21 protein-coding genes are annotated in these 25,312 nt (G+C 35.9%); 10 read left to right on the top strand and 11 right to left on the bottom strand.

What is annotated here, in order from left to right:
• Window positions 1–69: 69 nt before the first annotated feature.
• Window positions 70–1,281 (top strand): tyrosine-type recombinase/integrase, encoded by a 1,212-nt coding sequence (locus BM008_RS01975; protein WP_091932438.1) that lies wholly within the window; start codon window positions 70–72, stop codon window positions 1,279–1,281.
• Window positions 1,282–1,324: 43 nt separating this feature from the next.
• On the opposite strand, the gene BM008_RS14800 is transcribed toward BM008_RS01975, so the two are convergent.
• Window positions 1,325–1,489 (bottom strand): hypothetical protein, encoded by a 165-nt coding sequence (locus tag BM008_RS14800; protein ID WP_177187923.1) that lies wholly within the window; start codon window positions 1,487–1,489, stop codon window positions 1,325–1,327.
• Window positions 1,490–2,634: 1,145 nt separating this feature from the next.
• Between BM008_RS14800 and BM008_RS01970 the strand changes: the two genes are divergently transcribed.
• Window positions 2,635–2,829: a hypothetical protein gene (locus BM008_RS01970; RefSeq protein ID WP_091932437.1), complete on the top strand. Its 195-nt coding sequence runs from the start codon at window positions 2,635–2,637 to the stop codon at window positions 2,827–2,829.
• Between the two features lie 585 nt (window positions 2,830–3,414).
• Here the strand turns inward: BM008_RS01970 and BM008_RS01960 are convergent.
• Together BM008_RS01960 and BM008_RS01955 are read right to left on the bottom strand one after the other, a co-directional pair.
• Entirely contained in the window at window positions 3,415–4,644 is a 1,230-nt protein-coding gene (locus BM008_RS01960) for a hypothetical protein (RefSeq protein ID WP_091932434.1), read from the bottom strand.
• A gap of 34 nt (window positions 4,645–4,678) precedes the next feature.
• Window positions 4,679–5,419: a minichromosome maintenance protein MCM gene (locus BM008_RS01955; protein WP_143072241.1), complete on the bottom strand. Its 741-nt coding sequence runs from the start codon at window positions 5,417–5,419 to the stop codon at window positions 4,679–4,681.
• Between the two features lie 347 nt (window positions 5,420–5,766).
• Between BM008_RS01955 and BM008_RS14685 the strand changes: the two genes are divergently transcribed.
• Window positions 5,767–6,027: a hypothetical protein gene (locus tag BM008_RS14685; RefSeq protein ID WP_143072240.1), complete on the top strand. Its 261-nt coding sequence runs from the start codon at window positions 5,767–5,769 to the stop codon at window positions 6,025–6,027.
• A 13-nt stretch (window positions 6,028–6,040) separates the two neighbouring features.
• Entirely contained in the window at window positions 6,041–6,403 is a 363-nt protein-coding gene (pth2, locus tag BM008_RS01945; protein ID WP_091932430.1) for an aminoacyl-tRNA hydrolase, read from the top strand.
• 28 nt (window positions 6,404–6,431) lie between these two features.
• On the opposite strand, the gene BM008_RS15295 is transcribed toward pth2, so the two are convergent.
• The 5 genes from BM008_RS15295 to BM008_RS01930 form a co-directional block, all read right to left on the bottom strand.
• Window positions 6,432–6,659: a hypothetical protein gene (locus BM008_RS15295; RefSeq protein WP_394328909.1), complete on the bottom strand. Its 228-nt coding sequence runs from the start codon at window positions 6,657–6,659 to the stop codon at window positions 6,432–6,434.
• A 28-nt stretch (window positions 6,660–6,687) separates the two neighbouring features.
• Window positions 6,688–6,891 carry an ATP-binding protein gene (locus tag BM008_RS14795; RefSeq protein WP_177187910.1) on the bottom strand — a complete coding sequence of 68 codons (204 nt, stop codon included), beginning with the start codon at window positions 6,889–6,891 and terminating at the stop codon, window positions 6,688–6,690.
• Window positions 6,831–7,028, bottom strand: coding sequence for an ATP-binding protein (locus tag BM008_RS15290; protein ID WP_143072239.1), 198 nt, complete (start codon window positions 7,026–7,028; stop codon window positions 6,831–6,833). Before BM008_RS15290 ends, BM008_RS14795 begins: the two co-directional genes overlap by 61 nt.
• A 303-nt stretch (window positions 7,029–7,331) precedes the next feature.
• Window positions 7,332–8,108, bottom strand: coding sequence for a winged helix-turn-helix transcriptional regulator (locus tag BM008_RS01935; RefSeq protein ID WP_091932426.1), 777 nt, complete (start codon window positions 8,106–8,108; stop codon window positions 7,332–7,334).
• A 2-nt stretch (window positions 8,109–8,110) separates the two neighbouring features.
• Window positions 8,111–8,554, bottom strand: coding sequence for a peptidase domain-containing protein (locus BM008_RS01930; protein ID WP_091932425.1), 444 nt, complete (start codon window positions 8,552–8,554; stop codon window positions 8,111–8,113).
• A gap of 337 nt (window positions 8,555–8,891) precedes the next feature.
• Between BM008_RS01930 and BM008_RS01925 the strand changes: the two genes are divergently transcribed.
• The 4 genes from BM008_RS01925 to BM008_RS01910 all read left to right on the top strand — a co-directional run bounded on the left by BM008_RS01925 (window position 8,892) and on the right by BM008_RS01910 (window position 13,416).
• The gene (locus tag BM008_RS01925) at window positions 8,892–9,590 is read left to right on the top strand and encodes a hypothetical protein (protein WP_091932422.1); all 699 of its coding nucleotides are present in this window, start codon (window positions 8,892–8,894) and stop codon (window positions 9,588–9,590) included.
• A gap of 12 nt (window positions 9,591–9,602) precedes the next feature.
• The gene (locus BM008_RS01920) at window positions 9,603–10,511 is read left to right on the top strand and encodes a YcdB/YcdC domain-containing protein (protein ID WP_245747817.1); all 909 of its coding nucleotides are present in this window, start codon (window positions 9,603–9,605) and stop codon (window positions 10,509–10,511) included.
• A gap of 88 nt (window positions 10,512–10,599) precedes the next feature.
• Window positions 10,600–11,937, top strand: a complete 1,338-nt coding sequence (locus tag BM008_RS01915; protein ID WP_091932419.1) for a serpin family protein — start codon at window positions 10,600–10,602, stop codon at window positions 11,935–11,937.
• Between the two features lie 501 nt (window positions 11,938–12,438).
• On the top strand, window positions 12,439–13,416 hold the full coding sequence (locus tag BM008_RS01910; RefSeq protein ID WP_143072238.1) for an IS5 family transposase: 978 nt from the start codon (window positions 12,439–12,441) through the stop codon (window positions 13,414–13,416).
• A 134-nt stretch (window positions 13,417–13,550) separates the two neighbouring features.
• Here BM008_RS01910 and BM008_RS01905 read toward each other — a convergent pair whose 3' ends face one another.
• The 3 genes from BM008_RS01905 to BM008_RS01895 all read right to left on the bottom strand — a co-directional run bounded on the left by BM008_RS01905 (window position 13,551) and on the right by BM008_RS01895 (window position 20,875).
• Window positions 13,551–16,622, bottom strand: a complete 3,072-nt coding sequence (locus BM008_RS01905) for a DEAD/DEAH box helicase (RefSeq protein ID WP_245747815.1) — start codon at window positions 16,620–16,622, stop codon at window positions 13,551–13,553.
• A gap of 459 nt (window positions 16,623–17,081) precedes the next feature.
• Window positions 17,082–19,574 (bottom strand): AAA family ATPase, encoded by a 2,493-nt coding sequence (locus BM008_RS01900; RefSeq protein WP_091932415.1) that lies wholly within the window; start codon window positions 19,572–19,574, stop codon window positions 17,082–17,084.
• Between the two features lie 2 nt (window positions 19,575–19,576).
• Window positions 19,577–20,875: an McrC family protein gene (locus BM008_RS01895; protein ID WP_091932408.1), complete on the bottom strand. Its 1,299-nt coding sequence runs from the start codon at window positions 20,873–20,875 to the stop codon at window positions 19,577–19,579.
• A 204-nt stretch (window positions 20,876–21,079) separates the two neighbouring features.
• On the opposite strand from BM008_RS01895, the gene BM008_RS01890 reads away from it, so the two are divergent.
• Window positions 21,080–21,745, top strand: coding sequence for a DUF1788 domain-containing protein (locus BM008_RS01890; protein ID WP_245747814.1), 666 nt, complete (start codon window positions 21,080–21,082; stop codon window positions 21,743–21,745).
• A gap of 12 nt (window positions 21,746–21,757) precedes the next feature.
• On the top strand, window positions 21,758–25,312 hold the full coding sequence (gene brxC, locus BM008_RS01885; RefSeq protein WP_091932407.1) for a BREX system P-loop protein BrxC: 3,555 nt from the start codon (window positions 21,758–21,760) through the stop codon (window positions 25,310–25,312).

Genomic DNA, 25,312 nt, shown 5'->3' with positions numbered 1-25,312 from the left:
AAGTTTTTAAGTGGGCCTAACCGGACTATCTAACAAAACTTTATAGTCCTAAATATCTAATACATAACTATGACAAAAAGTGTAGATGATATCCACAGTTCAGATTCGGGCTTTGTACAGGCAATGGAAAGATTGCGTAAGGCAGATATCGGCCAGGATAACATCGACCTTTTGGAGAAGTTTGTTGTATCCTGTAGACATGAAGGACTGGCAAAAAGCACGATTACAGGTTATGTTAACTACAGTACACGCATGTTGAGTTACCTACGTGCTATTGGGATAAATAAAGACATCATTGAACTTGACCAGATGGACTTTGAGAAACTTGTAATGCACCTTGAAGATGAAAAAGGTCTTTCCCAAGGAGGTATCAGAAATTACAAAAAATTTGTTAAGAAGTTCATGCGTTGGTATCATGATGATGAGCCTCCAAAATGGGTCAAGAATATTAAACTCAAAAGTCTTGCAACTCCAGTACAACCTCAAGATCTACTTACACAGGAAGAATTCGATAAACTGATTGAGGCATGTAGACATCCACGAGATAAAGCTTTTATTACGGTCTTAGCAGATAGTGGAATGCGTATTGGAGCACTAGCTTCATGCCGTATTAAAAATGTGGATTTCAATCAGTATGGTGCTATTATATACGTATCAAGTACTTCAAGAAGCAAGAAAAATATGAATGCTAAAGGAATACCAATTACATGGTCAACTGGCTATCTCAATCAATGGTTAGCTGTGCACCCACTAAAAGATGATCCAGAAGCACCTTTGTGGGTTACCCGTGATAAAAACATGGAGCCTTTAAGCTACAAGACTGCAAGAGTGATGATCAAAAATGTTGGCTTGAAAGCTGGTATAAAAAAACGTGTAAATCCCCATAGTTTCAGACATCTAGCAATAACTCATTGGATCCTTGATGGCTACAATGAACAAGAAATAAAGCATCGAGCTGGCTGGTCAAAAGGATCAACTCAAATGTTCAAGATCTATGCCAATTTTACAGACCAAGAGATGAACGATAGAATATTTGAGAAATGTGGCCTAAAGACCGAGGATAAACGTCATGTTACTCTCAAAAAATGTCCAAGATGCAGCAATGTATTAAAACCAGAAGATAAATTCTGTTCACAATGTTCTCTTGTTTTAGACCACAGTGCACAGGATGAAATTAAGAAGTATGAAGATAAACTACCAGAAATTTTACAGATGTTTCTGCAGAGTGAAAAAGCTAGAGAAATGGTTAATGCTATTAATTCAAATGATTTAACAATCTGAATTTGTTACAGAAATAATTCAAAACAAATTGGGGAACATATATCTATTCCCCTGAAACGATTTTTTTTGCTAGGTCCATAAACATCCTAAGTGTAGGATTTGTAGCTTTGATAAGCTCGTAGATATTATCATCTACAGAAGCATATTCTCTTATCAAAGGGTGGTTTCTCAGTTCTTGCAAATCATCAGATGGAGTGTTTTCTCTCATTATTACATCTCTTTTATTTTGTAAATAATGGCGAGAGTGTCGGAACACTCCATAGTCAAAGCCAATTCAAACAGTCACAAATATATCAAAATTGTATATCTCTATTACAAAAGCAACTATTTAGCAAACATCTGCTATGTAATAGTCCACCCGCTGATCTGATATGAAGATATTCCATTTTATAATCAAACCTGGTATGTACTCTATAAGATGTAAGCATAGTATATAAACATAGTATATAATATTGCAGAAATGCTACTACCCATCATCGACAAATAATGCATACTGTGCAGTGAATTATCATTGAAGACAAAAACATATGGGATGATAAAGTCTTGCAACCATTTGTGTTTGTAAAAGAATCAGTAATTCAAAACAAGTTTTCCTAATAATTAAAGACTTCAGGAGATTAATCCCCCTGAAGTCTGAGAGTGGATTTTGCAAATCCACTCAATATACGCTACCTAAATAAGAGTGAAACCGAAGTGACACAAAAACCCAAGTAGTCGTATAGACGCATCTTTTCAGTGTATTGTGAAACCGAAGTGACACAAAAACCAATAGGTTTACGTTTGCGAGTTCTCCTTAACCCACAGAGAAATGATCCGGTAGAAATCTAGATTGTAATGAATCAGGATGGCAAATCTTGTGCATTTTTTCATTGAACACCAGAAGCTATTCTTCTTCTGGTACAAAAAACAGGTGATTTTAAATATATAAACGTTTTGTATAGAAATATACTCTCTGAAAACGTACCAGGCAACCTACTTTATTTTGTTAATATATTATAATTTACAGTGTAACGATGTGAACATTGTAAAACCACCCCACAGAATCTAGTTAATAGGAAACATAACAATACACAATAATTAAATAAGTAAAATGCAGAATACTTTGAATAGTATTTTAGGAAAACCATCCAGATTTTAATCCCTGAAAAATAGCCCATTTTATAGAAGTTAAAATGATAAATTATATGCATTTTTGTGCATCTGTGCAATTTGGAACGAATTTGAGGAGGGATTTTCAGAGCATATTTTAAGTTTTTTTCTTCCAAAAACCTAAATTTTTTAATTAACTGTTCAATTTAGAGCGGATTACATGAAATACAGATTCTCGCAATTTTCATTCTGATTAGTTCACATTTGGACGTATTTCAGAAGACAATACTGATTTCCACTGAAGAACTCACTGAAACAGTAAACAAAACCGTTGCATATGACACTTTACGTGTGGGTGCATTCAATATCCATGTATTCGAAGTTACAAAAGCATCGAAGCCAGAGGTGATGGGTATACTTGCAGATATTGTCAGGACCCATGATGTGATTACAATATAGGAGATCAGAGACAGTTCACAAACTGCTTTACATGAGCTTTTGGACCTGGTTAACTCTGATGAATCACAATATGATTATGTTGTCAGTGAAAGGCTAGGACGTACGACAAGCAAGGAACAGTATGCTTACGTCTATAATTCCAACACTGTATCTGTCAGTAATGCTTATACATATCCAGATGGAACAGACCCTTTACACAGGCAGCCTTATATCGCCTCTATAGAGACCTTACGGGGTAATTATGATGCAATCCTTATTGTCTTTCACACATACCCTAACAAAGCCATAGAGGAGACTTATGGATTATATGATGGCTATCCTATGTACAGTCACAGAATCCAGAGGAGAATGATTTTGTAATTGATGATAATTAGAAGTCTACAGATCACACATATGATCAAATCGTTTTGAACGATGATTCAGATCTTGTATGTGAGTCAGACGTGTTAGGTTTAATCTGGAATATGGTCTTGATGAAGATATGACCATTGTCCTGTTTTTGTGGAGTAAGGTGTTATTTCACCTTTTCTCTTTTAATTATCCTGTAGACCTTTTATTGAACTGGAATTTCAGCTGATTAGAATATCAATGATCTAAAGTGAGAGGAATCAACCTTATAGAATAGTTATCAGGACATATCACTGCATTCTTCCTTCTTAACTCTGCAATAGCTCCTTCAAACTCCCACTCACTCATTTTTGATACAATTCTTGCTTCATTTAATGGTATATCAATATCAATTCCATATGTATCTTCAAGAGTTATGTACAACATGAGCGCAGCATTTGAAAGTCTGGATTCCTCCTTCACATTGATATTTGACCCGAATCTTTTGGTTGCAAAGTCATAATTATCAATCCATGTTAGAACTCCATCATCGATCACTTTCTTAGTCAACTTCTTACCGTACTCTGTCCTAGCTAAAGCAGTACTTACTTTTGCTGCAGTTGAACTAAGATCAAGATAGAAACCACGTTCAGATTGATCTTTGTATTTTTCGATCATCTCATAAGTTCGATCAACAAGATATTTTTTCATACTTTCCGAAATATCTGGTTTAAATAAAACAGCATCACGTATCTGGGCCTGAATCAATGGTTCCATATGTTTTAAATTATCCAAATAATCGCTTTTTCTTTTAACCTCAAGGTTGAGAAAAAGAGGAATATGAACATAAATTGACTTTGGGTTTAAATAATTGATATTTACTTCAGACTTACCCTGATAATTTAATGGTTTGTTCTGATTAGTGGTCTCGTAATACTTATCAGAACTTTTTTGCCTAAATTCATCTGGAATTCCATATAGCAACCTGTTTAGAACAGTGACCTTTTTATCATGTATTTTAACTCCTGAATGAATACCACCTACACCATCATACCCTTGGACATAACTTGAAACTGCATACATAGCCAGACATTTAGCTGTATCATATTTACTGTCAGAGATGAAAGGGTATGTGAAATAATTTGTAAACTCTTCAGAAGGTAACGGTTTTCTGGTGATTATCTTCTGAGGGTCTACTTTTTTCCACTTGTGAACGGTTTTTGTAATAGCATATTCAAATCCATCCCTTGTTGGTATAGGACGCTTATCAGTTTCAAAGGACACTATTTCTATAAGATCGTTATTTTCAGGAACTTCGCCCTCTGCTACCACGTACTTATCTTTTTTAATGGAATAACCTGGATAACAATCAAGATAAAATATTCTTTTACTTCGACCATCAAACCGTACAAAACCACAATTTTCCTTCTCATAGGTAGTGTAATATTCAATCCCTGAGATTTGAAAACCATAATTTCTTTCAGTCAATTCAATGCCCCCTCTATTTATAATTCAGAAATACCTATTCTATCCGTTTTAAAAATTGACCATCTATTAGGATTATATCACCAGACCTGCGCATCCTATCTACAAGAGATTCTGCATCATCTTTTTCAATACCAGACGTTGATACTCTCTCATATACATCTTCAACTTTAGCTTTGCCTTCTGGAGAAAGATCAGTAAGCTCTTGTATAGTATCTTTTAATATTTTTATCCGGTCTCTTTGCGATATTATTTTATCGTTATTAGATTCTAGTAGATCTTCATAAACAACCCTGTTTGAGTAAGATCCATATTGCCCAATCGTATGTATGGTGTCGGCAGAGAATATAAATTCAGGAGCTTTCCTGTTCTTTTTAGGAATAGTTGATGTTCTAAGCATTCCTGTTACTTGTATAACGTCCCCTACTTTTACAATATCTACATTATCATCTTCAAGCTCAATCTTAAGAGAATACTTTGTAGATGGATTATCAAATCTACTGGGGATTTCAACTAGTATTACTTCTCTATGATCTATAAATTTGCATTTTTCTTCTATAAATTTAAATTGGGCATTTTTTTGACATTTACTGCAAATTTCTGGTTCTTCCAGTACATCCTCATAGATAATTGCACCACATTGCTGACATTTAAATGCAGCTTTTTGAATCTTAGGTTGCACCATGTTCATTTCATAAACCAAACCCTTCACAACTATTTCTTTGTGAAGATGTTTACTTCGAATATCACTTACATTTATGGGAATGTTATCTTCCATATTAGCACCTTTCAAATTGATGATAACGTTCAATACAATTCTTTGAGGATATTTTGAAACTTTCAATTTACATTAAAAACTTCTCATACATAAGGATAACTGAGCCGGTGCATGTTGATTATAAGGGTAAACATATTATGTTTACCTTTAACCTTTCCCCATATAGTGTTGAAGATAATGCGCAACAAGAGGCTCACTAAATGCATCAGGACTTTTTCTTAAAGTTTCTTGCAAGGCTTTTCCTCTATTCAAAAAACACTTTTGTTATGGCCAACAATAGAAACAGATATATTCACTTTCACCTCACTAGGCTCATCAGAATATATACTCAAAATATACTACATTACATGAGTGAAAAACCAATTACAAATGAAAGGGAAGTATACGATAGAATCAATGAATATCGAAAAGAGCAAAGAACTTCTGCATTAACATCATATGACGTGTATCCATTTATTGAAACTCAATCAAGTGATTTACATCCTGACATTGTACTTAGAATCATCATTCTAGGAAATGTGTGTGCTTGGGGAATATATGATACAGCATGTCAGCATTTCGAAAATTATATACAAGCTTTCAGACATTACCAAGTATTCAATATCTAAAAAGTGAAGGAATATGTGGGAATATAAACAAGTAATAGTGATACCTGAAGATGTGGAAATGTCTCCCGGGAAGCTTGGAGTTCAGGTTGCCCATGCATCTATAACTCCGATCCTCAAAAATCTGGACCGTCTTGATGATATTAAAGAATGGTTCGATGATGGAAAACAACAAAAGAAAGTTGTTCTGAAGATCAAGAATCGAACCAAATTGTTGAACTTCAGGGACAAAGCCATTAATGAAGGATATATCTGTGAACTTGTACGCGATGCTGGAAGGACAGAAGTGGAACCCGGGACAATTACAGCATTGGGTTTCTTCCCCATGAAGAGTGAAGATATTGATAAATTAACAAAGAAATTGAGTTTATTCTCATGAGAATTCAACTCGAAAGTGGTCAGTTCTGTTACGTACACTCTATCTTGATATCGTCCAGATCCAGAGCAAGGAAATCCATTTTCTCTTTTCCTCCAATCTTTTTAGCTATAAGGCAGTAGTTAGGGTTCCATGTACCCTCCACTTCTTTTGATTTAGACCTCAGATCCTCTATTATGTTTAAGGCCCCTTTTTCTGACAGATGCTTCCATTTTACTTCACAGAACAGAGCACTAAGGCTAGTTTTGTCAAAAGCAATAAGGTCTATCTCTGTTTCTTTTTTCCACCTATTCCTGAAATTTGGAATAGAGATCCGGATTCACTTTAGTAAAATTCTGAAACTCGCCAAGTATGATCACCAGTTTTTCCTGCATTCTAAATATGAAAGTGAAAAAATCATCAAAACTGTCCAAACGTGGCTTGATACCTGTTATGGTCCCAAGTTCAACTTCCAGATCACGCAATAAAAGTTCTTCACTTTTCGTCTCCACAAAAAGGTAAAGGCTTTTTTATTCTTGACAAACTCTTTGCTCAGCTCTGTCTTTCCCACACGTCTTCTCCCATAGAAAACAACAAGAGATGAAGAAGGAGCATTGAATATATCTTCAAGTTGGGAGAGCTCTTTCACGCGGCATAGAACATTACCTTATAGTAACTTACTGTGTAGTAAGTATATAGTGCTTGTGTTTTTAATGTATTACATATTCTTTATTGCAAATCAATTACCATATTGCCGTTTTTGGCCATGATGTGTATATCACTATAGAGAATAAATAGATTGACTTTATTTGTTTTGCATATAATAGTAGTTCCGAAAGTATATTCGTATGAATGTCTTATTAACCTACAGTAACCTTTTTTTGTAGATATTAGTCTGAAATCGATTATTTAGTATTTTAAATATAATCAATCTGCCATAAATATATAGATACTATTTTTGACAGGCAGGGAACTGTGAACACTCGCCCTCATATTGCGTGCTGCATTCAAAATCGGAAATAATCCTAGAATTACTCTTCAGATAGTGTTTGTTGAAACGACCATCTCTTTCAATGCGAACAATATCATCACCAAGAAGTTTACTGATATGCCAATGAATTGTACTTTTGTCTAGTGCCAACTCAGAAGCTAATTCTTGTCCTGTAATTCCAGGCTTTTCAGTAATGGTATTTAGCATAATCTTGCGAGTATCATTTTTTAAATGAAGGTGAAATCTTTTCTGTTCATTCGATTCAAAAAAACCTGTGGGGAAAATATTTTTAATTTTTCCATTCCTTATCGTTGAAATTAGGTTTTGTTCTATTAACTTGCCAAGGTAATGACGAAGTGTCCCTCTTTTTATATCTAGATTTTTTGAAATTTCAGCTTCAAAGCAACCTGGATTCTCTTTGATGTAAGAACTAATGGCACGTAGTTTTGCATTTTCTTTTTTCTTAATGAGCTTCCCAAGAAGTATAGGGAAATATTTGAACGAAGCAATTACGGGGATTAGCATCCCGCTAATAACAGAAACTTGTATCCACAATGGTAAATCCCAAAAAGTAATATTTCCATCTGCTTCTGTGTGGTCGACAATTGCACCTTCTGGATATTCACCTGTAGTGGGTGTTACTATGTATCCTCCGTTGTCATCAGAAGCTAATACAACGGTAATACTACATATGATAAAAAGCAGGAAAAATCCTGCTTTAAAGAACGCTTTTTCCATGGTTAAATTGTGTAAGATTCAGTACCGTATACACTATATCCATAGACTTTGTAGTTCCAGGTTCCTGTGGCAATGCCATTTGAATTTGTAATATCAAGATCAATCTTGCCGTCAATTGATCCGTCTGCACTATCATAGTAAGGACCAAGTGTAACACCGTCAGGAGTATAAATCGTGAGCCTGAGAGAGTTGCCTGTATTTCCCCAGTTAAGATTTACATCTAAGGTCGTGATGTAAGAACTAACTGATTTATAATGCCAGTTTGTTTCACCCTGTGTAATAGTATCAGATGTTTTCAAAATTGGAAAGGGGTCATTGTCGTTCTTCGATGGTGTTACAATATAACCCTGGGCAGAGAGTTCATCTGAAGCAAGATTTTCTTCTGCAACTGCACAACCTGCTGAAAACAACAGGAATAATAAAACAATACCTATTTTTTTAATCATGATTTACACCTTTTTAGTAGTCTAATAAACATGTCAAAATAATATATTTAGGATTTTTGGCCGTATCATCCAACTCAGTGTTGAGTGTAAGCTCAGAATTCTGATAGTGATCCAAATTTACAATACAGCATTTTTAGTTGGATGAGAAGGCCAAAATAAATTAATAAGCTCTGTATAATTTTTAATTGCTACATGAAGAAATGTGCTCGAGATCCAAGCAGTGTTGGTAATATTGTCCTGGATCTCGAAATTGCCCTGAGGCAAGATATTGTTAGTTTTGATAATGCTTAAAGCTTGCGTAATATTGCCTCGGGAGTGAATAAAAGAGGTTAAGAAAATGAAAACAAAAAGAACGAAATCAAAACTTCTGTGCACAATTTGCTTTTTGCTATTGTTGCTTATTGTGCCAGCATCGGCTACTGACGCAATGATAGATCGAAGTCGAACTCAATTTGGAGACCTTACTGCTAATGAAATAAATTATATAAATTCCAGAATGGTTGAAGCAAGGGCAGATATGGTTTTAATTCCTGATGTCAATGTAATTGCAGACTATGGCACTGGATCAACTAGCGATCAGGATTTTATTGATAATATAAATTCACTTGATGAAACAGTGGATATGAACGTTGTTTTAATCCATTCTCATGGAGGATCAGACGACGATAACCATAAAAGTGCTGTACAATTCAAAGATTCCAGCTGGTTGTTTGCTAATGAGGTAGACAATTGGTTGGATGACATTAATGGTGGCTTCATTTTTATGGGTACATGCAACTCTACAAAATATGCGGATTTAGGCTGGGAGTTTTTATGCGAAGATTTTGATAGTTATTTTGGCTACAGAGGTCCGGTTTTTACTTTGCATAATGCCCGTTTTTACGCAGCATTCTTTGATCTTGCCACTTTCACCAATGTTGAAGTTTGCGATGCTGCAGACTATGCCGAGGATGAAGTTGAGGAAGAGTTTGGAAATGCAGATGACGTTGGATACAATCGATTTTTAGGCGACGATAACTTGTGTTTAAGAACTTAAGGAGAGACATGTATGAAATTTAGACAACTTAGTATCTTAACTTTAATTATAGTGAGTGCAATGTTTCTAGCTTTTGCTTCAGAGGAAGGAGCAGTGTTGTTCACAAAAGAAAATGAAAGCTGTACTAAATATCTTGATTCTGCAACTACTGAGACCGATATAGCTTTTGAAGATGCGGAATTGCTACTAAAATCAGAGGCACCAGAAGTAATTGTTAAATCCACGCAGGGAGAATTACTTAACAAGGAAAATTATGGATTAATTTGGCAAGTGAGTGCGGAAACTACTAATGGAAGACATGTTGTAGCAGGTGTAGATGCGTCTAATGGAGATCTGCTCTTTATATATGATGGATCTAAAAAAGTAAAAGGAAACATGAATATAAGCAAAGAAGAAGCTTTGAAAGTAGCAGAAGATTATATTCAATCCAGACTGACAGTTGACAAACTGAATGAGATCGAGCTTGAAAATGTCAAGTACAAGGAACCTGCTGCAGATAATTTGCCAACAGAGTACAAAATATCTTACGCAAGGATTATTCGTGGAGTTCCTTCGCTTTCCGATGGAATACAGATCAGGGTTAATGCTGAAACAGGTGAGGTTACAAGTTATCGTATACGATGGGCCATGAGTGAAAAAAACATGACCACATTTGATACTGAACCAAGTATTATGGATTCTGAGGCGAGCAAAATTCTCAAAGAGTATATGGCTAACGAACCTACTATTGGAATCGAAAAGGCAAACACTTTAGACATCATCTCATCAGACCTTGTTTGGAAAGAGAATAATGGGACAACGACTCTTGCATGGTGGATACAGTTTAAAGACTCAAGTTTTGAAGAAAATGCCTATCCAGGAGCTGCTTGGATTGATGCATATTCTGGAGAAATATTAACAGTTGTGTATTCAGGAGATTAAAGTATCATTTTCTCCCTTCTTTCTTTTTTGTTCTTGCAAAATCTCCATAGTCCGTTAATTATATGTACAAACACATCCATTATAAATTATGATTGATAAAAAATTTATACAAACAGTATCATTTTGTCTTTTTGTTTTCTTGTGCATTGGTTGCATCGAAAATGATACAAGCTCTGAAATAGAATTAAGCACAAACTCCATGGAATCTGATAACGTAAATAGCATCCCTCCGGCCATGCATACAGAAACAGATTCTATAGACAAAGCTACCATGATATATGCATACTCAGCCGATGATTATGATATCGCAACTGCAAACAATGCGTTTGCTTTTGATATGTATTTAAATCTCACAAAAGAAGAGAATCTGGTATTCTCACCATACAGCATTTTTACTGCAATGGCTGTCTGTTATGATGGTGCTGAAGGTGCTACACAGGAAGAGATAGCATATGTGTTCAATTATCCACTAAGCAAACCTATTCTTGAAAAGACTTCGAAAGATATGATGGATACTATCAATTCAAATGATGATAGCTATGATCTGAAAACTGCAAATGCCCTCTGGGTTCGAAAAGAGTATCCTTTGAATCAACAATTTGTACAAAATTCAAAAAAATACTATGAAGGAAATGTAACAAATATTGACTTTAGAGGTAAACCGGAAGAGTCCAGAACGATCATCAATGAATGGGTTGCTTCAAAAACAAACGATAAAATCAAATATCTGATTCCAGAGAATTTGATAACCATAGACACAGCCATAATCATTACAAATGCTGTTTATTTTAAAGGAAAATGGATGAATGAATTTGATACAACAAATACGGAAAAAAGAATCTTTTATAATTCTTCTTCAAGTAAAGATGGAACTCCTGTGGATATGATGTATATCCAAGAGTATTTCAGTTATGGTGAAAGTAAAAACGCAAAGATTGTGGAACTGCCGTACAAAGGTAATGATCTATGCATGTATATTGTGCTTCCAGAAGAAAATGACATCGGAGAATTTGAAGACAGTTTCACTCTTTCTGAATATACCAGACTTAAATCTTCCATGAATTCCCAATATCCGGTACAAACTTGGTTACCTAAATTCAAAATCGATACTAAAACCGAATTGCCAGAAACATTGCAGGACATGGGAATAGTGGATGCTTTTGGTATTAGGGCAAATTTCTCAGAGATGGTGCCAGAGGATTACATGCTATGGTTAGATGATGTAATCCACCAGGCATTCATTGATGTGCAGGAAAAGGGTACGGAAGCTGCTGCTGCTACAGCAATTGAAGCAGTTGACTGTGCCGTAGTTCCCTCAGAAAAAGTACTGGAATTCAAAGCAGACCATCCTTTCCTGTTCATCATAGAAGATAAACGGACTGGATGCATACTCTTTATGGGAAAAGTTGAGGAGCCTGAGTATTGAGGGAAAACGATGAGTTTTTCTCTCTTTTTTGGTATTATCTAATCATGTAATAAATAACGAATTATACAAAGTTTCGTTCTGAAATCCCATCGGCAATATCTTCTACAATAGTATCAACAACATCCTCATACCCAGTTAAATTACCAAGTATCCACATAAATGCTGCCTCAGAAAGCATGCCTTCACCTTCAATAACACCCGCTTTGATAATATCCCAACCAGTATTATAAACAAGGTCACATACTCTGCCACGGTAATCTTCTGGTCACCAAGTTCCTCGGGTTTGATCTGTCACGCATAGTATATTCTAAGATCTGCTAATGACATATATTCATCTAACTTAATTACAATAGTATAATATTCGATTATATTTGGTTTCAATACCTAATTTATTGGCTCTGTAAAAAACCTATTTCTTTTTTATTTAGCATAATAATTTAAAAAGGATTAATCCCCTGAGTATTAATCAGCACAAGAAAACACAAAGGGGATGATTGTGTTTTGGTTAATAAGTACTTAAAGTTTGTTGATACAGCTTTAGCTGTATCAGGAAATTCACACCTTCAGATATATAGTTGCAAATATTCTAAAAGAAAATACACTCAGCACCAGCTATTGACATTGATATTGTTGAAAGATTACCTTATTGAAGACTATAGAGATATTGTTGAACTTATCGAAGTAATGGATGAGGTCAAAACAAGAATAGGGTTAAAGCAGGTTCCACATTTTACTACCCTTCAAAAATTCATTAGTAGACTCAAGTCCGTATATTTTAGTGGATTGCTACAACAAACATTAAAGCTCTTTTATTCATATGGTGAGCAGATAGAGATTACCGCTATTGATTCAAGTGGGTTTACTAGTGGACATTGTAGCCACTATTATTCTTGGAGAACAGGAAAGAAACGTAGATCATTCCTGAAAACTAGCATTTCTGTTGATACTGCAAAATTAATTGTGACGGGATTTAAGATATCAGGTAAACCTGTGCATGATGCAAAACATGCAATGACATTGCTGAAGCAATGTCATAAAACCCGCAAATCAAAATACTATGTCATGGACAAAGGATACGATTCAGAAAATATACATTCACTAACAAAAGAACAATTAGATGCGATAGCTATGATTCCTTTGAGACAAAGAAAAAGGAAGAGAGTCAAAGGCAAATATCGCAGAAAAATGGAATGGGAATTTGACAGGGACTTGTATCATAACAGAAACTTGGTTGAAACGATGTTCTCTGTTCTGAAAAGAAAGTATGGAGAAGAAATTAAAGCAAAAAAGTATTGGAATCAAGTCAAAGAGGTCAAATTCAAACTGTTGGTACATAATCTTGACAGGTGTGCCAAGGTTATGTTTATTGTTCAGATGAGGATTTCTACAGAGCCATTATTTTCACAATTAAAGAAGGTATCTGGCTATGCAAAAAGATCAATGGAGATTTTTAGTTTATTTTTCACAGCAATAATATGACATACCGCCTGAGGCGGTTGGCTGCACTATTTTTAGCTAAAAAGACATTGTTGAAAAGTATATTTCATTTTTTTGTCTAATTAGCTTAGATACAGTTTTTAGCTCTAATAGGGATATCAAGCAATAACGTATATTTAGAAATCAAATAAGGATTTCTGAGCATCAACAACAGAGTTTTTTACAGCAGCTTGAATAGAGTTTTCTACACTGGGTGGTACTGGCATCGACAGTTGCTTGAATATCTTTAAGGTTATCTTTTCACCGAGCAGCTTGGATACTTGCTCAAAAGAACAGGTTTTTAATGTTTCAACTGACCTGACATGATTTGTATATAGTAATCTAGCTCTTTTTCTTCCTACATTCTTTATTTTAAGGAGATCAACAAGTTCAGGACCTGCCCCATATTCCAAACGAATATCAAGTCCATTAAAAGGTATATCATATTCTCGAAGAGCAGCAATTCGATTGATTGCAGAAGCAATTCTTGCTGCACCACTGGATAGATTATGAAGGTCTCCTTCTCCGGTAGAGTATTTTTCAACAATTATTTCGGTATCAACTTCGTTAATCCAGTCTTTTAAAATTAAGGTATTCTTTAAAGATTCAAGATAAGATTGATATTCATAAGGAAGGTCAGCATGTTCCTCGGGTGGGCAAATGATTTCTTCTTTGATTTTCAAAGCAATGCATGAATACTCTACTAGTTCGGGGTTCTTTATGTAAACAGATCTAATTTCATCAGTTATACAGACTAATTGGAGTAAAGAAAGAATTGTTAATTTCATTTTTGATTGCATTGCATATTCCAATTTTTCGGTGATAATTGCTGCAGTCAGTGGATTAATGTACATCCGGGAAACCAATAGTCCAAGACTGGTAGGCATGTAAAGATTGTTTTCATTCGTTATCATTTCATGATTTTGAAGAAATTCGATGCAGGAATAGATACTTTCGATAAATTCATTATCATCGCCAGTATGTGCAGAGAATGTTCTTAAGAAGAATTCAATGATACCTTGTTGTGATATCGATGAACTACTGCTTATAATTCCGAGTACATGACTGCGTAGAATTGATTCATCACGTAGGTATGAATCGATATCTTCTGCTGTTGCGAAGATATATTTTTCTTTTAGTTCATCTATATCGCCAGCTTCTTTAGCAAGAAGAAGAGAAAAACCTTCAGGATCTAAATGTGGTCGGCCTGCTCTTCCTACCATTTGCTTATATTCAAGGACAGGAATAGGAACCATACCCCATTCTGGATTAAAACGTGAATAATTTCGAATAATAACCTTTCGTGCTGGAAGATTTATACCCGCTGCTAAAGTTGGTGTACAGGAAATTATCTTGATCAAGTTGTTCTTGAATCCTTCTTCTACAAGTTTTCTCTGAGTGGAATTAAGACCTGCATGATGATATGCTGAACCATTACGAATGCAGTCTGCAAGGATCTTTGCTTCACCGGTATTACTTGACAGTTCAACCTCATCGGCAATTACAGCAAGTTCTTTCTTGCTATCGTTGTCTAACAAAGCATTTATTGCTCTTTGTTCTTGATTCTTAATATTTGAGAATCTCTTAGCAAAGCCTGCACAATTTCTTCGACTGCTTTCAAATACAAGACATTGGGCTCCTTGCTCTATTGTATCAAGGACAATATTTGCACTAATGTCCTTTGTATCATGCTTTATTTTCTCTTGATGAGGATTTTCTCCAGTAAAAAAGTTCATTGCTTTACCGATTGCAATTCCTTCATTCAGTACTGTTGGTCTCCATTCACTGACAACAAGTTCAGCATCTAACCATTCTGCAAGAACCTCTGCATTTCCAATTGTGGCAGAAAGAGAAACTATCTGTAGGTCTGGAATACTCCTTAGCTTTGTTATAACAATATCTACAGTAGGACCTCTAAGAGAATCTCCTAGGAGATGAACTTCATCAACAACAACAATGGATAAGTCCTGTAGCCAAGTTGTACCATTGCGAAGCATTGAGTCTGTTTTCTCAGAAGTACAGACGATGATATCATTCTTACCGAGTTGTTCACTTTTAGACTCAAGTTCTCCGGTAGAGATCCCTGTCTTTATGCCTAGTGATTCGAATTCCTTGAATCTTTCATACTTCTCATTTGCCAAGGCCCTCAGGGGAACAATGTAGAGGGCTTTGCCGCCATTAAGAACATGTTTGAGCATAGCAAGCTCTGCAACCAGTGTTTTCCCACATGCTGTTGGAATAGCTGCAAGGATATTATTTCCCTCCAAAAGACCTTTGTTTACAATCTCACTCTGGGGAGGATATAATTCTTCAATACCGGCATTCGTATAGATCTCAATTGCTTCCCTGGGAAGAGAAAGAGAATCGATTCTAATTCTAGGTGTCTCTTGTAAAACCTTAGGAAGAGAACTTATTGAAGTTTCCTCTGTTATAAGAGTAAATGCCTGCTGAAATTCATTTACTTTAATTTGAGACTGCATTTCTTTTCTTTTGAATTGATCGAGTAGCATTTCCTTAGTAGTGAGAAAATGGGTGAAATCACAGTACTTTTGACATGGATTGTTTAAGATTAAAGTATATATTTCACTAGAAATGATACTTTCTTCATCAAACGAAGATCTTTCGAAATAAAGATAGTTGTCAATGGTTGAAACATCAATAAAAATAACAGGAATCTTATGTTCTTTATATAACTGTCTTTTTTTGAGACTGACATCACGAGTTGATGTTATCTCAATTGCAGCTACTATCTTGTTATTATTCCAGATAGAAATATCTGGAACAATATTCGAGTAAGGCTTCTCCAATTCAATAACTGTTGCATCTTTCAACATGTCAAAGGTATAAGAGTCAGAAGTTCGGAGCCCATCTTGTTGTTCAAGAGGAAAAGGAATTCTATTGTAGTATTGATCAATATTGTATCGAGGACATCTAAATTTGAAGATTAATGATTCATCTGAATCCAATTTTGAGCTTAAAATGTCATAGACCTTCATTGTGGCATTTAGATGGATTATGGATTCTAATGAATGTTCTTTTTCTCCAATTGCTTTATGGGCGAAATGCCACCTTCTCTTTGGGAAATCTTGCTTGTTCTTTGCAATCACTTCTTTATCACATAACAAACAGAAAAGCCCAGAAGCAGCTGCAGTTTCTTCTCTTTGGGTGATATACAGAACATCTCCATTAGAATCACACGCATATTCCATAGGTATGTGCTGATTTGAAAACTTGAATGATTCGTTTGTGTTTTGATGAATGAAGATCACCCGTTTTATTAATAGAGTATCTACATTGGTTATATGTTTTTTTAGATGTCATGATATTTTTTGAAAATAAGAAGAAAAAACAATATCTTTGGGATTCTGGCAGTACATTATAAAGGATTGTAGGAAATATCTCCTGAAATCAAGTGTAATAGAGTTCAGAGACTATTTTGTAGGTGAACTCAACAAAAACAAGGATATTGTTTTAAGTCATCTAAATTCGTTTCTGACTATGGAATAGATCTGTACATCAAAAACGGAGTATGAAATCATGGATGACAGAAAGGTCATTGTTTACGAAATAAGCAATGTAATTGATGTGTTTTTTCCTGAAATCAATAGTCAGTTACCACCCATTAAAATGGGTGGCTTCTTGTTACAGTCTGATAAAGGTGAAATACTCTATTCCTCTGTAGAATCATTCACAGTAGACAAGTCAGCTGATTCCTCTATTGAAATAGAATCTTTATGTTCTTCATAAATATGCTTCAAAGCCCTAGAAAATGCATTCCAATCTCTTTCAAAATCCCTAATCTCATAACTCTTGTTAACGATCTTATCCTTCAAAGCAGGAACTCTGCTTGTCCCATTCTCAACAACAAAATCCCCAAGAATAAGCTTGAGCTGCTCCCAGTCATTATAGAAATACTCCTGTAGCAGAGGTATTATTTTCTTATACCAGATAAAATACAGTTTGTCTTTAGCTAAATCCTCTTCCTGATCTGCTAAGTCACAGAAGTAACTGTGACCTATCTGATGGTCTCTATCAATCAACGCAGAAACCGTGATATTAAGCCCTTCCAGCAATGAAGCAATATTTACTCCGCCAACATCGAATTCGATAATAGAATAATCCGGCATGATTTCAAGGAAAGTGAACCGTCTTCTCAAAGCAATATCCAGTAATGCTATTGAACGATCTGCAGTGTTCATGGTTCCAAGGATATAAAGGTTTGAAGGTACAGAGAACTCTGTTTTTGAATATGGAAGTTTGACACTTAGTCCTTTTTTGTTCGCCTCACTACGCTTATCATCTTCAATCAGAGTGATAAGTTCACCGAATATCTTGGCAATATTTCCTCTGTTGATCTCATCGATGACAAGGACATAATTGTTTTCAGAATCATGTCTGGCCCTTTCACTTATCTCTTTGAAAACACCGGCTTCTACTCTATAGGAAACATCTCCATTGTCATTGACAACTGGTTTTAATCCTTCAATGAAATCCTCGTATCCATATGACTGGTGGAACGTGACGAAAGTGCAGAACTGTTCAATAGTTCTTTCTTCAGTTATTATATTCTTCTTTGAAAGAACATCTATAATTTCAGAAAGATTTGTTTCAACATATTCAACACCATCTGGTATCAAGTACCATTCATTTTGATTTGTTCTATCAAATAGTGCAGGTGTGTGTTTATTTGTATATTTTACAGTTTCACTATTCGGATTAGAATAGATTTGCAGAGTAGCTCCTAGTGACCTGGATAAGTTACTTGCATTTTCTTTTACCCTTTCAAAATAAAAGGCAATCAAATCATCCTTCCTTAGATCTGTAAGTTTTATTTTCTCGTCTTTATGGTTCAAATACATTGATAATGCAGTGATCTGATACCATGTCAAATCCTGAAGATACTCAGTCTTGATCTCATCGAATGATTTTGGTTTTGATAACTGATCAGCTAGGAATGTCTTTATGAATTGCTGAACTGTATATGTTTTACCGGTTCCAGGAGGACCATACAAAATCACATTTTTTGTATGTGACAGTGCACCTGTGAGTAGAGGATTATCTAGAACAACTGCGGTATTTGTTGCACCATAAGGACCACCTGAAATATCTTTGTCTTTTAACCATTTAGAAAATAGATAGACATCTAAATAAGTGGCATCTTCTAAGCCAGTGCTTTTTAGTTCCTGCAAAATATCGGACATGTGTGTTTGCATAGCCACATACTTTTTACCGGCAGAAAGGTTTTGTCCAATATCTATGCTCATCTTTGAAAACAATTTGTCTGTTAGTGAATTCCATATCCAGAATTTATCAGGTTGCTTTAAGCACATTAATTCAGTTGAATAGGCACGTCCCAACCCATTAAATGAAGTAAAGAGATTGCTAACATCACTCTCAGATAAGCTGGTTGTTTCGAGAAAATCCACTAGTTTTCTTTTAAATTTGTCAAAACCATCGTTCTCTCGTATTATCCTATCAAACTCAAGGCTCCCCAGAGATGTAGCCTCTGTATTTTTCAAGATCTCGAAGATGTCTTCTTCAGTTAATGACTCGAAGTATTCTGTTCTTATTTTACTGCGTACGTTCTCACTACGGGCTATGAGCTCATTTCGACGATTCTTTAACTCATCTGAATTCAATTCAGATATAAATGGTCTTATAAATTGTGAAAGGTCAACTTTGCTCCCACTTTCCAATTCGACAAATACTTCCTTATACTTCTCATCGATCTGGATATACTCATTCTTTATTTCTTCCCATTTCCAGGTATCTTTCAGTGGAGTGATGGTTTTTTGTGGGAGATTATAGGAGAGATCCCTTACCTTATCAACAATCAACCATTCAACAAATCGTACATGTCCATATTCCATTTCGGGATTCTGTGGATCATTTGGTTCAATATACCTGCTTGTGATCTTGCCAATACCCTGGATTCCCTTCTGACCCTTGATAGCAACAGCTATGTCTCCTATTTTCATGTTTTTGTAGAAGTACCAGATAGAGTTCGCATTGTTCATACGATGTACTAGCCTTACATCTGCAAGAGACTGATACTTTGAGTAACTATCATCATCCCATCCGATTGCAATGCATTTTTTGTTCTGGAACTCTTCCCATAAACGAGCTTCTTCACCCGGTCGTATTAACCATATATTCACCATTCTTAAACCTCTCCTAGTATCCCTTTCAGATCGTTTATAAGTTTCATTTTGTTAATTGGATTAGTCAGATCAACTCGCAGGTCCACGGTTGCTATCCTAACCTTGTGACCTGTTCCTTGTAGTGTATATTCCTCAAGGATTGATTCATTTCCTCCTGCAGTACGAGGGTAAAGTAAAATGATATTGGAACAACAGTATCTGCTTGCATAGGCAGCCATCTGATACATGTCTGAAATAGAAATTCCAAGTTTTCTGTCCTCTTTTTTCAGCTTCTTGTACTTTGTATCGATGATCAATTTTGCCTGCCCTCTTTCTTCAAGAAGAATATCAGGTCTTAACCAGAACACTTTACTATCCTTTAAATTCCTGGCAAGCTCTCTACCACCGGCCTGTGAATAGATTCCACAGTTCTGAAGGTGTTCAGGTAGAATCGAATCCTGATGTTCTTTAAGAAAACGAGCAATAAAACGCTCAAATAGCAGATTCATATCAAAAGTGAATGCAAACGCACCTGTAGAACCGACCGATGTTTCAACGACATTCCCTTCTATGAACATCTTTGCCAGATTGAATACCGGCCTATAATTCTCATTCAACCTCGTGAAGATGACCTTATCAAGCAATGGAGCAGGATTTGATACCAATGATATATCGTCCATCTCCTGATCCAGAATATGCAGATTCCTTCTGTTCTCAAGGTCCTGTGACCTGAGCTTTAACTTATTGACAACAAACTTGAGCATCTGGTTCAATGGAATATCCGGACTGAACTCATCATAGTTGACATAGAACAGGTGTTTCTTGAAACTATTGACTGCGATATGTTTCTGTATCAAACACTTTCCCTTAAAGTAAGGCAAATTCTCCTCTACTGAGATATACTGCTTCTGAGCCCCTTTCTTGAATATATCCTGAAGCGTCCTGGTGAACATGAAGGTCAGTATCTCGAACCAGTTTGCCTTCCGGGACTCCATATGAGCGATCTCACTCTCATAGATCGGTATGTCATAACAGTAATGCAGCAGATACAACAGATTCCTCTGAGCATGCTCCACCTGTGCAGCCTCTGTTAATCCATCCCTGTACATCTTTGGCAGTATCTCTATAGAAAGATCCCTGACCTGAATCAACCCGACATACTGCTTTGCCTGTAGACTGTTGCGGTGCAAGGTCAGGAGTTCACCGTTTGACTGGTTGAGTTGGTCGATGAGGTCGAGATGATTAGAGTAGGAACTGAGTCTGGGATCGGAGTAGAAGAGGGATTCGTATTCGAATAGAGTTATTGGGGAGTTGGAAATCATAATCCACTTTATTCAATTGACAAATCTGGAATTCTGTACTAATAAAAGAAAAACAAATAATTTTAGAAGCATACATGCTAAAATATTATATATACTTGATGTACATTTTCTATTTTAAAAAGAAAATGACTTAGATTGTTTATTCAATGATTCAGGTTTTGAAGGACTAGCCAACAACTAAAGAAAGTAAAACGTCGGAATAAATTGAAAGTCAAAACAAATATGGCCAATATAATAAAAAGACCATCTTTAAATAATTTTAGAGATAATAAGCAGGCAACTATGAAACTTGAAGAAAGACTCGAACTTCTAAAAGAAGAACTCCAAAAAGAGGATTTCTTAAAAGCAAGGGGTCTTGGTAACGAAGTTCCTTTTTGGATATTTGACTATCCTCCTGAAAAAGAATTGCTTGTACGAGACACGATCACGAAGGTAATACCAGCTTTAGAAAAGAAATCAATTCAAGTTCTTGAGATCGATCTTTATGATGTGTGTCTAGAGATACTAGAAAAGAAAATATCTGCAGAGAAGATCGGTTCTTTTGAGGGAAATAAAGGCTCCGATGAGCTACTCAAAAAACTAAAGCTTATGTTGAAACCAGACATTTTGAAAAACGCCATCCAGCAAAAAATGAATGAGAATGATGGTTTCCAGCTGATCTTTTTAACGGGCGTGGGTAAAGCCTGGCCAATGGTCCGCTCTCACAGTGTTCTAAATAATTTGCAACCACTTCTTGGTAATATACCGCTTGTCACCTTCTATCCTGGAAAGTATAGTGGTTTTGATCTTAGCCTGTTCGGGAAATTCCGGGATGCGAATTACTATCGTGCTTTCAGGCTTATTAATACAGATAATGTTTCTCAAAGTTAAGGGTTTGAGTAAATGACTAATGAAATGATAATTCAGAATCTCTTTTTAAAGGATATCAAAAGAGAAATCAACGGTGTCATCAAGGTTGATCAGGATGATGAACAGAATGTGTATACTGAACTTGATGAATATGTCATCACCAGAGAATCACTGAAGCATCTTAACCTTTTCTTTGATAACTATTCTAGTACCATAGAGAATCCAACAGATAAAATAGGTGTATGGATATCCGGTTTTTTTGGATCGGGTAAATCTCATTTCATCAAAATGTTGTCCTATCTTCTGGAAAATAAAGTTGTTAGGGACAAATCTGCACTTGAGTTTTTCGAAGAGAAAATAGAGGATCCTCTGTTATTCACTACTATTGAAAAAGCAGTAACTTATGGTACCAAAGATGTAATCCTTTTCAATATTGATTCTAAAGCGAACACCCTAGGCCATGGCGATGAGCTTATTGTGAATATCCTTATGAGGGTATTCAATGAAAAGAGGGGGTTTTTTGGCGATGTGCTCTGGATTGCTGAAATGGAAGAAGATCTGACAGACAAGGGTCTTTATGAAAAGTTCAAGGATGAGTTCAGAAGGATAAACGGTGCTTCGTGGGAAGAGAAACGTGATACTTATGCTTTTGAGCAGGATGACATAATTGAAGCTCTTGTTAATTGCGAATACCAGAGCAAAGAATCTCTTATCAGATTATTTGAAAGCGATGGTAGCAGTTATCATTTTAGTAATGAAAAATTTGCCGATAAGGTAAAGAAATACTGTGAATCTAAAGGCAAAGATCATCAGGTAATATTCCTAATTGATGAGATTGGCCAGTACATTGGCGAAAACAATAATCTAATGCTTAATCTTCAGACAATTGTTGAGGAATTGGGAACTAAACTTGCAGGAAAAGCGTGGATTGCTGTCACGTCTCAGGCAGACATTGATAGTATCACCAAGAATCAAGTTAAAGACGATTTCTCTAAAATCCAGGGACGATTTAATACTCGCTTAAGTCTTTCAAGTGCCAATGTAGATGAAGTTATCAAAAAAAGGATTTTAGCTAAAAACAAAGTATATGAAGAGTCTTTGACCTCATATTATTCTGACAAAAAGACAATATTGAAAAATCTTCTGACATTCTCTCCTGGCGGAGCTGAGATGAAACTCTACAAGGGAGAAGAGGATTTTGTTGCTGTCTATCCTTTTGTTCCTTATCAGTTCTTTGTGCTGCAAAAGGTCTTTGATAAAATCAGATTGACTGGCTTTACTGGAAAACATCTTGCAAAGGGTGAGCGTTCCATGCTCAGTGCTTTCAAGGAAGCTAGTGAGAAGTACGCAGATAGTGAACTTGGGACACTTGTACCTTTCCATATTTTCTATAGCACTATAGAAAGCTTCCTGGACCCAATTATTAAACGTACAATTGCACAGGCTATGGACAATGATTTCCTTGAAGAGGAAGACTGTAATATCTTGAAAATTCTTTTCATGATAAGGCATGTGAATGTACTGCAGCCAAGCTTAGATAATCTTGTTGTACTTTCGATATCACATGTTGATGAAGATAAAAGGAAATTGAAGGAAAAAATTGCTGCTTCACTTCAACGTCTTGAGACACAGACACTTATCCAAAAATCAGGGGACAAGTACTATTTCCTTACTAACGAAGAACAGGAGATCAATCGGGAAATAAAGAATGTTGTTATTGAGAAACACAAGATCCTTGATGATATTTCAAAGCACATTTTCAATGATGTTTGTCCTTCTAAATACAAGGATTACAAATTCAACAAATCTATCGATGATAAAGTAGATTCTGCATCCGGTGCAGATCTTACTGTTAAGTTCCTGACACCTCTTTCAGATGATGTGCTAAGAGGAAGTGGACAGAGGTCTTTAAGTGGAGAGAATCTGAGCAATATTGATTCTACTGATACTCTTCTTTTTGTATTCCCAAATGATGTGGAGTTTGTTGATCAGATACGTAATTACCTGAAGATCAACAAGTACCTTAACCAAAACACTTCCAATACGAATGTTGGAGAGATAAAAGATATCCATAGTGGAAAAAGAATCGATGCAGACAAACTTCTGGAAGCATCTAAGAAGTCAATGGAAGAGGGCATTTCAGAGGCAAGGATATTCGTTGATGGTAAAGAGGTCACAAGTATTGAAAAGAAGAATCCTAAAGAAAGGATTAAGGAAGGCCTGGATCTTCTATTTGAAAACGTCTACAAGAAAGCCAACTATGTGACCAACAACATTGGAAGTGACAGCGACATCCTGAGGATACTTAAAGCAGATGATCTGGAAAAGTTTGGTGCTGAGACTTCAGAGACGAACCAGCTTGCACTTAGGGAAGTACTGGATTATCTGAACATAAAACATCAAAAGAACGATGTTGTAGTACTTCAGGAAATCAAAGACAGGTTTAAACGCAAACCCTATGGCTGGAGTGAAATGACTATATCCGGTCTTGTAGCTACTTTGTTTGCACGAGATGAGATCAAGCTAAGATTCCAGAAAACATATTTGGTCCTTAAGAAAGAGACTGCTGAGGAAATTGTAAGATACCTGATAAGGAAGGATTCAGCAGATAAGCTTGTTCTGGAAATCAGGGAAAAGACAAATATTGAAGTGATCAAGGCTGTTAGAGCGATTTTGAGAGAAGTTTTTGAAAAGATGAATATCCCTGACAAGGAAAATGATCTTTTTGAGTTTACACATTCATTATTCACTAGCGAGTACAGAGCACTCGAACAAATTGAAGGCAGATATAAAGAGGAGCCAAGGTTCCCTGGAAGAGAGAAAATTAAGGAATATGCTTCCTACCTAAATGCTGTCTTGAACATTACTGATCCTTCTGCTTTCCTTCAGAATATTGCCGAAGAAAAGGATGAACTGATCCGCTTACGTGATGAGGTTGAGCCTGTTACTGCATTCTTTGGAGGCAATAAGGTAGAGATATTCAGAAGAGTGCTTAGGAAGCTTGATGTTTTCAAACGAGACCTGCAATTTATGGATGAAGAGATCAAGTCCAAAGTGCAGATAATTGAAAAAATTCTCGATTCAGAGGAGCCGTATTCAGATATTAAATCACTACCGCCTTTGGAAAATGAGATTGAAAATGCCCTTTCAGAAATCCTATCTGAACTTAAGGAAGAGACTTTTAAGCAGATAGATACGATTACTTCGGAACTGGAAATAGAGATGGGGACGCATGCAGTACTTACCCAGGACTTCATGGATTCTGTTCTGAAACCATTCCATGACCTCAAGACACGTATCTCAGAAGCTGAGGATTGTGTGTTCGTGCAGGCACAAGCAACCACCCTAGATGCTCTTCACAGTGAGGCTTACAGCAGAATAAACAATCAGTTGCAGACTCTTAGAGAAAAAGAAACTGATCATGATGAGGTTCCAATTCCCGTAAGATCTACTAAAATTGTAAAAGACACTTCCGTTTTCAAAACAAGAGAGACGATCAAATCTGAAGAGGAACTTGACAAATACCTCAAAGAACTGCGTGCATCTCTGCTTAAGTTACTAGAAGAAAACGATATCAGGTTGTTCTGA

Source organism: Methanolobus profundi (assembly GCF_900114835.1).
Taxonomy (GTDB): Archaea; Halobacteriota; Methanosarcinia; order Methanosarcinales; family Methanosarcinaceae; genus Methanolobus; species Methanolobus profundi.
The sequence above is the reverse complement of the archived record's forward strand: the minus strand, read 5'-3'. Positions and strand labels throughout refer to the sequence as shown.